The organism is Terriglobales bacterium, assembly GCA_035764005.1.
In the GTDB taxonomy this organism is placed as follows: Bacteria; Acidobacteriota; Terriglobia; order Terriglobales; family Acidobacteriaceae; genus Gp1-AA112.
On record DASTZZ010000021.1, the window covers coordinates 98,305 to 107,387 of the forward strand.

At 56.0% G+C, this 9,083-nt stretch carries 5 protein-coding genes; 3 read left to right on the forward strand and 2 right to left on the reverse strand.

The window, feature by feature from the left end:
* Positions 1–16: 16 nt before the first annotated feature.
* Positions 17–1,768, reverse strand: coding sequence for a trehalase family glycosidase (locus VFU50_03715; GenBank protein ID HEU5231943.1), 1,752 nt, complete (start codon positions 1,766–1,768; stop codon positions 17–19).
* Positions 1,769–1,799: 31 nt separating this feature from the next.
* Positions 1,800–4,235, reverse strand: a complete 2,436-nt coding sequence (locus VFU50_03720) for an amylo-alpha-1,6-glucosidase (protein HEU5231944.1) — start codon at positions 4,233–4,235, stop codon at positions 1,800–1,802.
* A 403-nt stretch (positions 4,236–4,638) separates the two neighbouring features.
* Between VFU50_03720 and VFU50_03725 the strand changes: the two genes are divergently transcribed.
* The 3 genes from VFU50_03725 (at position 4,639) to lpxK (ending at position 8,672) form a co-directional block, all read left to right on the forward strand.
* On the forward strand, positions 4,639–6,333 hold the full coding sequence (locus VFU50_03725) for a CRTAC1 family protein (protein ID HEU5231945.1): 1,695 nt from the start codon (positions 4,639–4,641) through the stop codon (positions 6,331–6,333).
* Between the two features lie 81 nt (positions 6,334–6,414).
* A complete protein-coding gene (locus VFU50_03730) occupies positions 6,415–7,725 on the forward strand; it encodes a 3-deoxy-D-manno-octulosonic acid transferase (GenBank protein HEU5231946.1) in 1,311 nt (436 codons plus the stop codon).
* A complete protein-coding gene (gene lpxK, locus VFU50_03735; GenBank protein HEU5231947.1) occupies positions 7,722–8,672 on the forward strand; it encodes a tetraacyldisaccharide 4'-kinase in 951 nt (316 codons plus the stop codon). The genes VFU50_03730 and lpxK overlap by 4 nt, the downstream gene beginning before the upstream one ends.
* The last annotated feature ends 411 nt before the right edge of the window (positions 8,673–9,083 follow it).

Sequence of the window (9,083 nt, forward strand, 5' to 3'; positions counted from 1 at the left end):
ACAGCAATCGAAGGAACTACTGCCCCTGAATTGCGCCTTTCGAATCCAGCAGAACCAGCGTGACGCCGTTCGTCCAGCCGAAACCGACGACGTTCGTCTTGTATCCGGCTGAAACAGCAGCTTGCGTCGAGCGCGTGATCACGTTGTACTTCTCGCGAATGGTCTGATCGCGCTTGAAGTTGTCATAAACATCAGAGACAAATTCCTGCGAGATGCGGTCCGCATCCGCATTGAACCCGTAGCGACGCAGCCCTTCGACGGGAAGAAGTTGCAGCGGCGCCCAGCCATAAGGAAGATCCCACTGCATACCGGTTATGCGATCGCTCATGGCGATGCCGCCCTCATGTTCGAACAAGCTGAGGTTATGCTCAACCGCCTGCGCTTGTTCCTGAGTCGCTAAACCCGCCCAAAGCGGATAGAAGGCCGTCGCATAGTAATAGCTCGACTGTCGATCGTGAAGGAAGTCATAGTCGAAGAACATCCCGGCCTGAGCGTTCCAGAAGTATCTATTGATCGCTGCCTTGCGCATCTCCGCGCGCTGCTTCCAGTTCGCAGATTCGTCTGAACGCCCCAGCAGATTCGCCATTTCTGCGAGGTCTTGTTCTTCTTTATAAAGAAGGCTGTTGAGACAGACCGGCGCAAAGTGGTGCGTCGACCCACTGTATGGACCAAATCGGAACGAGGGGTCGAATCCCGACTCACGCATGGCGCGATCGCCTTTGTAGTAGTCCTGCGAGAGGCTGATGTGCTGTGCCTCCGCGCAATGCGCTGTCCCAGTTCCCTTTGGCTGCACTGCGCAGACCTGCAACTGAAACACTGGACCTACCTGTGCGGTGGACATTGCCGGTGAAGCTCCCAGGTAAGCATCGGCAATGCTGCCCATCGTAAGCAGGTTGCTGGTTACATCCGAGTAGTACGTCGGGTCGTCTCCCATTTCGGGAACCGGTCCTTCGCCCAAATCGAAATAGCGTGATAGCCCAGTATTGCCCGCGAGCTTGGGCTCATGAGTCCAAAGCTGATAGTCGCGCTTTGCGTAGTCGTAAGCGCGCGCCAGCCATTCGCGATCCTGCTTGCGTGCAGTCTTCTGGGCGTCGTAGTACGACATGATCATCGAGGTCAGAAACGGCGGCTGCGAGCGCGTGAAGTAATAAGTGCGATTGGCGTTCAGAACAGCGCCGTAGTGCTCAATCTCAAAGAAGAAGTTCTCGATCATGTTGCGCGCCATCGCTAGCTCGCCGTCACGCACCAGCCCGCGAAGGATGAAGTAGCTATCCCAACCGTACATCTCGTTGAAACGACCACCAGGTACAACGTATGGATTGGGCAGGTAGAGCAGACCCGCCTCAACCTCCGAAGCCTTTACGTCGCCTAAATTGTGAATCACGCGCGGGAGCTTCGCGACGCGAGTGCCGCATTTCGCTTCGACCTGCTGCACGGCAGCTGGGACTTGAATGTCGGCTGGAACGTAAAGCACTGGTTTCGTAGTGAGCTTTGTGTCGATCAGAGAAGCGCAGTCGGTTTGGGAGCGCGTGAGTGTCTGCCAGGCAGAGTGGATGTAATTCTTGAGTTCTGCGGCCTGTGCGGCGGTAAGTGCATGAGACTTGCTGCCTGGTTCGGAATTCTGCTGGGAAAAAGCCGGACTGATCAGGAAAATCGACGAAAGCGTCAGAGCGAAAGCACGCAAGCAAACGCCAGCAGTAAGGTTGGAAGTCGCGGCTTTCAGACGGCTCAGGTACAAGACACAGGCACTATCATTTTGGAACTTCATTCAGACATTCACGCTCGCAAAGAAAATAAATTCAAAAACGAATCGAGATTTCACGTTCGACGTACTCTTCTGCTCCGCTCGAAGATGGAATTTCAATCTCGATGATCTGCTCGCCATTGACCGCCGACTTCAGATCGCCACCGGCGACAGATTGCATTTTCGCGCCGTAAGCTCGCAGCCCGTACGTACGGCCGGATAATCCGGCAACTCTAAGTGCCAACTGGCGCCGGTCTGGACTCCATTGCTCATGCGAGATCTTGAGATTGCTGCTTGCGGCCCCAAGTTCCGGCAGATCCGCATCGGCAACCAGGCCAAAGTCGTCTGCAACTTGGAAGCTGACCTCTCCCGTCGAATCGACTTTAACGGCAACGTGCTGGTCGTTCTCATTCTGATCAATTTTGTACCCAAGCTTCCGGCCATTTAGCGTCGCTCCAAGAACTCGCGCGTGTTTGCTTATGGCGGGAGAGAAGGTGAAAGTGCAGCCTGAGCCTGTGCCAGTCACGTTGAAGCTGATCGTGCGATCACTGCGATGGAAAGATATGTCATATTTGCTGCCGCATGCGCTGAGACCATGAATAGCAAAGTCATTCCAATTGGCAGGAAGATGCGGAGCGAGCGCCACGCTCTTGTTCTCTTCATCCACTGATAGGCCAAGCATTCCTCGAATTGCCGGGCTGAGCACCATCGCCGATGACCATATCTGGTGCGGCGACGCTGTTCCAAGTCCTTCGTAGTAAGCACCAGAGAGGACCTCGGTGACATGTCCGAGCGAACCATCGAGCGCGAGCATGGAATTCGCCCGCAGATTCGCGTATGCCTCGAGTGGGCGGTGGTTGCGGTATTCCGCTACCGAGGCCCAGCCAGTGAACAATGGCCATACCGAGCCGTAGTGATATCCGGTGGGTCCGTACAAGGAATTCCGCTCGGAGATAATGCGCATGCCCCAATCCGCGGCCTCATCCCAATTGGCGAGATGGTCGATCGTCGCGTTCGCCTTCTCAGGATCGAAGACATCGAACCACATGGGAGCCGTGCTTAAAACTGTCGGTGTGCGAACCTGGCTGTTCTCCCGATCGAGCGCGAAGACCAGCGTGTGATCGGAAGGGTCCCAGAACGAATCGTTAATCTTCTTTCTTTGCGCATCGTATTCCTGCTGCAACGTTGCCGCCTCGGTCTGCTTGCTTGTCAAACGCGCCAGAGAAACTACCGCGTCGAGTGCAGCAGTCGCAAGCCCGCTCTGATACGACTCAGTTTCGACCGGCAACAGCGGGCCGCCTTCTACCCAGCCGTGTCCAATGCCGAAGTTGCGCGGCAGCCCATTTGCATCATAGGTGGACTTCAGGAACTGATAAGCGCGCCAGACATTGTCCCAATGCGAAGTAGCGAAGGCCATATCGCCAGAGGTCCGGACGTAGTCGTTCATCGCGATTAGGAACAGCGGCGTTGCGTCGGCAGAGGCGTAGGCGTACGGAAACCCTGTCCACCAGTTGACGAGACTGGCAGTCTGCGAGATCTCGTGTTCGATTTTGCCGTCCTGGCGCTGGTATTTAGCAATGAAATCGAGCGCGGTCCGCGTAGTCTCGAAATCGCCGATGGAATCGAGCGCAAGATCGGTCCAGAGCGAATCCCGCCCGAAAAACCAGGCAAAGCCGGGACGCGCAGTTTCGCCAGACGAACGATATCCCGCAACCAGTCCGGTTCCCAAATAGGGATTGGCGACGAGTCCCTGAATTGTACTGATGCGCGCCCAATCGTAAGCTGCCTGAAGTTGCGCATCGGGGAGTTCGAGCGACAGTGTTCGAGAGAGATAGTCTTCGTAGTACTTGTGAGCGGAAGCAAAAAACTGTTCGGGATTCGTTCCGAGCCGCTGATATTGTTTGCGCGCGTCGTCGGGCCCGCTGGTTGACCCAGCGATAAAGATGTAAGCGACAGAATGGCCTTTCTGCGCGCCAGCAAGCCGGAACGTGCTGCGCGTGGTCGCATAGCTGTTCGAAAAGAACTCAGGATCGGCAGAGACTGCGCTCGGCGATCCAACCACGGCGGCAAACTTACGGCCTTCCTCGCCGAATTCGAATGCGCGCATCGAGGCAATCCAACTCATGTAGGTGCCGCCCAGTCCTGCAGGCCACATGAGCTGAAAATCGCGCGTGAACGATGCTTCGATCTGCAGCGGCTCCCAGGTATCGATCTCGAAGCGCACGATCGCGCCGTTCTCATCCGGCGGCGCCAGCCAGCTTTCATTCACGGTGAATGAATCAGAAGCGAACGTGAGCGTTGGACCTTCGGGATGCATTACCAGTCTTCGCACTAAAGACGATGCGGGAATGCTGCGATCACCGAGGACAAACGTAACCTCGAAATCGCGAAAGATCTTAATCGGATATACCCAGGCCTCGAACCGCCCGCTTTCGTTTCCGAGCAAGCCGGAGTGCTTCCCAACGGCATCGAGGAACTCCCAAGGCCGCACGGGACGTGAGAGCTCATGCGCTCCGATCTCGACGCGAGGAACCTCGGAATACGCTGCAAGTACAAAACACCAACAGCAAAACACGACACGGATTGCACGGATGCTACGGATTCCACGGATCGAGCAGGTGCCTGGCAGGAGTGTTTTGAACATTTATCGCTTTATCCGTCTGATCCGTAAAATCCGTGCAATCCGTGTCGTGTTTTGCCTGTGCGGGTTCTTTTTCCCGCGCCGTGTGCTTAAATGTTTTGAAAAGCGGCAGAAATCCTAACACGTCCAAAGGCTTCCCTTGCAGTTTGACCGTCGTAACTTTCTGAAGTCCATCAGCCGCACCGCGCTGGTCTTAAGCATTGATCAGATCTTCGGATTCGCGGGCCTCGGATCAAGAAGTTGGGCTTCTGAAATGCAGACGGCAAACTCCCCTTCGAAGGAGGAATCTGCTCCGCTAGGCGTCAGCTTTGTCAATGTCGCGCGCTCGGCCGGACTGAATGCCAAAACGATCTACGGCGGCGTCAAGAAAAACAAGTACCTGTTGGAGACGACTGGCTGCGGCGTTGCCTTTTACGACTACGACAACGACGGCTGGCTCGATATCTTCCTGGTCAACGGATGGCGCCTCGAAGGATTCCCGAAAGGGGAGGAGCCGACGTGCCATCTGTTCAAGAACAATCGTGATGGCACCTTTACCGATGTCACAGCCAAGGCAGGTTTGGCTCGATCTGGCTGGGGACAGGGCGTCTGCATCGGCGACTACGACAATGACGGCTACGAAGACCTCTTCATCAGCTACTACGGCCAGAATGCGCTCTATCACAACAACGGGAACGGCACATTCACCGATGTGACCGCAAAGGCAGGACTAACGCAGAAGGCGACGCGCTGGAATACCGGCTGCGCATTCGTCGATTACGATCGCGACGGCCATCTGGATCTGTTCGTAGCCAACTACATCGATCTCGACTTGAAGACGGCTCCAGTTCCCGAATCGGGACCTTGCCTGTACAAAGGCATCATGGTCGCCTGCGGTCCTCCCGGCCTGAATGGGGGCAAGGACATCCTCTATCACAATAACGGCGACGGCACCTTCACCGATGTCTCCGAGCAGGCGGGAGTCACGAAAACCGCGAGCACCTACGGCCTCGGAGTGCTCACCGCCGACTTCGACGAAGACGGCTGGCCCGATATCTACGTCGCAGATGATTCCACGGCCAGCGCGCTGTTCCACAATTTGAAGAACGGCAGATTTGAAGACATCGCCATTGCCGCAGGCGCGGCCCTAAGTCCAGACGGCAAGCCCCAGGCCGGGATGGGCGTTGCCGCAGGCGACTACGACCACGATGGACATCTCGACATCGTAAAAACCAACTTTGCCGGCGACACGCACTCGCTGTATCGCAATCTCGGCAACGACAACTTCGATGACATGACGTTCCAGTCCGGACTCGGCCTGAATACGCGCTATCTTGGCTGGGGCTGTGGCTTCTTCGACATGGACAACGACGGTTGGCTCGACATCCTCATCTGCAACGGCCACGTCTATCCCGAAGTGGAACAGTTGCGCACCGAAGCTGCTTACGCACAAAAAAAGTTTCTTTATCGCAACCTGCACAACGGCCGCTTCGAAGATGTTTCCGCAGAAGGCGGTCCAGGCATCAACACGCCCGCTCCTGGACGCGGCTGCGCGTTTGGCGATTTCGATAATGACGGCGACATTGATGTTGTCGTTAATTGTGTGAATGACATCCCGCAGCTTCTCCGCTGCGATTCGACCACCGGAAATCACTGGATCAAAGTGCGGACGATTGGGACCAAATCAAACCGTAGCGGCATCGGCGCGAGAATCAAATGCGTCGCCCGCATTCCAGGAGTCGAGAAGCCTCTCGAGCAGGTAGATGAAGTACGCAGCGGCGGCAGTTATTTTTCCCAGAACGATCTGAGAATTCATTTTGGGCTCAACAAAGCGACCAAAGTTGATCTCATCGAAATACGCTGGCCGAGCGGGCATGTTGATCAGTTGAAGGAGCTTGAAGTCGATCGTGTGATCTACGTAAAAGAAGCCGGCGGTATCGTCAAGACGGATGTCTTCCGCAAACCCTGAGCACATACCGGGCTACAGTCCTCCTTTATTTTGTTCGTCTCTGCTGACTCGCTCAACACTTAGAATCGAAGCGAACGCTCAATGTACCTGCTCTATTCCATTCTTTACGCAATCGCTTTAGTGATCAGCTCGCCGTACTGGCTGGTGCGAATGCTGCAGGAAGGAAAATATCGAGCAGGCCTGAAGGAGCGACTAGGTTCGGTTCCTGCCCGGCTGAAGCGTGCGGCTACGGCTCAGCAGTCAATCTGGATTCACGCTGTTTCCGTCGGCGAAGTGCTGGCGATCAGCGGACTCGTAAATGCTCTGCGAAAGCAATTCCCGGAACGAGATATTTACGTTTCCACGACCACTCTGACGGGCCAGACGCTCGCGCGAGAAAAGTTCGGTTCTGAACGGGTCTTCTACCTCCCGCTCGACCTTCCCTTTGCGATCAATCCGTTCTTAGCTGCCGTTCAGCCCGCGATGCTGGTGCTCGCGGAAACGGAGTTCTGGCCCAATGTGCTGCACATCGCGAAAGGAAGCGGTTGCCAGATTGTGGTCGTGAATGCGCGCATCTCCGACCGGTCGCTTCCCGGATATAAACGATTTCGTTTTCTGCTGCGACGAGTGCTTAACGATATCGACCTCTTCCTCGCGCAGGCGGAAGTTGATCATGAGCGCCTTATTGCAATTGGGGCAGATGCCGAGCACGTGCGCGTGGCGGGAAATTTGAAGTTTGATGTGAAGGTTCCTGCTGAGTCGCCGCTTTCGCAACAGCTTCGCCGCGTTCTTCAGCCTAACCAACGGACTCTCGTCTTCGGCAGCACCGTCGAGGCAGAAGAGGAGCTGCTGATCCTCTGTTTCAAATCGGTACTCAGAGACTATCCCAGAGCGCTCATAACCCTCGCGCCGCGGCATCCTGAGCGCTTCGATGCTGTGGCCGAACTTCTGCGCAGTGCGGGCGTAAGCTTTTGGCGCCGCTCAACCTGGAGTGGAACTGCGCTTGGCGGTGGCGTTCTCCTACTCGACACAATCGGCGAGTTGGCGTCGGTGTACTCGGTCGCGGAGATTACCTTCGTTGGCGGATCGCTCGTTGCTCGCGGCGGGCACAACATTCTCGAACCAGCACAGTTCGCCAAGCCAATTCTCGTCGGCCCTTATTACGAGAACTTTCGGGAGATCGTGCGGACCTTTCTCGCCAGCAATGCCGTGCTCGTAGTGAACACGGAACAGCTCAGTGCGACCGTGCTTCGTCTGCTGCAGCAGCCGCATGAAGCTACCCAGCTTGGCTCGCGAGCCTTTCACGTGGTGGAAGGTGGGCGCGGGAGCACACAGCGTACTCTGGCCGCCATCGTCGAGTTGCTGGATCGTCAAAGCACCGCAGTTACGAACTTGGGTGCATCGCAGCAATGATCGGCGCTTCCTTGTATCGCTCTGTCGTCGCAGTGCGCAACTACTGCTTCGATCATGAGATCCTGCGCGCGCGCCGCCTGTCATGGCCCGTGATCAGCGTGGGAAACATTTCCGTTGGCGGCTCCGGTAAAACACCGTTTGTCATCATGCTCGGCGAGTTGCTGAGACAGCGCGGAATTGAGGTCGATGTGCTCTCGCGAGGCTATCGTCGTGCTACGACCGGAGTACTGCGCGTCGATCCCGGCGGCACTCCCGAGCAATTCGGCGACGAACCTTTGCTTATCGCGCGTAAGCTTGGCTGCCCTGTTTTTGTCGGTGAGGATCGTTTCGATGCGGGACTCGAAGCGGAGGAAACCATCAAAGACTCGAAAGCAAATCGAGTCCACCTGCTCGATGACGGTTTCCAGCACCGCCAACTCCATCGCGACTTGGACATTGTGCTGCTGAATCAGGAAGATCTCTCGGACAAGCTCTTGCCCGCAGGGCGCCTTCGCGAGCCTCTGTCAGCATTGCAACGAGCAGATGTTGTTGTGGTGGACCAAGACTTTCCCCGCGATCAACTACCCCGAGGCGACTTCCAGGTCTGGACAATCGAGCGTAATCTCTTTGTTCCCAAATCGGCTCGTCCGGTAATCGCGTTCTGCGGGATCGCGCGTCCGCAGAGATTCTTCTCCGCGCTGCGGAAGCATGGGTTGGACGTTCGGGAGGAGATCGTCTTCCGCGATCATCACCGTTATACGCCTGACGATGTTGCGCGGTTAACTACCGCTCGGGCGCGGCATCCCGGTTCACAACTCATCACGACCGAGAAAGATGCTGTGAATCTCGGCGCGCATGCCGCAGAGTTGAACTCTGTCGTTGGGCCTCTTGAAACTCGGTTGAAACAAGCAGACGAAGCGGTCGCTTTAATGCTGACCACAATCTCCGAGCGGCGAACAAGCGTCTGAGACTTCTTATGTTTCTGGCGGACTTAGAGCGATTTTCACAGTTGCTATGTCCGACGCGGAATTATGAATTCCCCATAACGCGCGCCTGGAAACACCGAAGACGCTGAGACTTCCTGTCCTGGTCTTCGACGAATAACGCAGTTCTAAATCGGGAACGTACGTCAGCCGGGCACTCAGGTATCGGAAAAAAATTCCGAACAGACTGTTGCCGATTTCGCTTGACTTTCGCCCTATTTCGTCATAGCACAGAGTCGTGGATGTAATTGGAGACTTGGAGTGAACCCCAAAAATGAGACAGGGAAATAAGGGACTGAGTACATTGAATGGAGAAAGGCAATGGACTTGGCCCGAGGCAGCTACAGTCGTGATTTCAAGATATCGGTGATGCGGGCGATGGATGCCGGCGAGAGC

Bases quoted from the DNA above. Each gene is read 5' to 3' on its own strand.
- VFU50_03715 (HEU5231943.1), bottom strand. From the start codon at position 1,768: ATGAAGTTCCAAAATGATAGTGCCTGTGTCTTGTACCTGAGCCGTCTG.
- VFU50_03725 (HEU5231945.1), top strand. From the start codon at position 4,639: ATGCAGACGGCAAACTCCCCTTCGAAGGAGGAATCTGCTCCGCTAGGC.
- VFU50_03730 (HEU5231946.1), top strand. From the start codon at position 6,415: ATGTACCTGCTCTATTCCATTCTTTACGCAATCGCTTTAGTGATCAGC.
- lpxK (HEU5231947.1), top strand. From the start codon at position 7,722: ATGATCGGCGCTTCCTTGTATCGCTCTGTCGTCGCAGTGCGCAACTAC.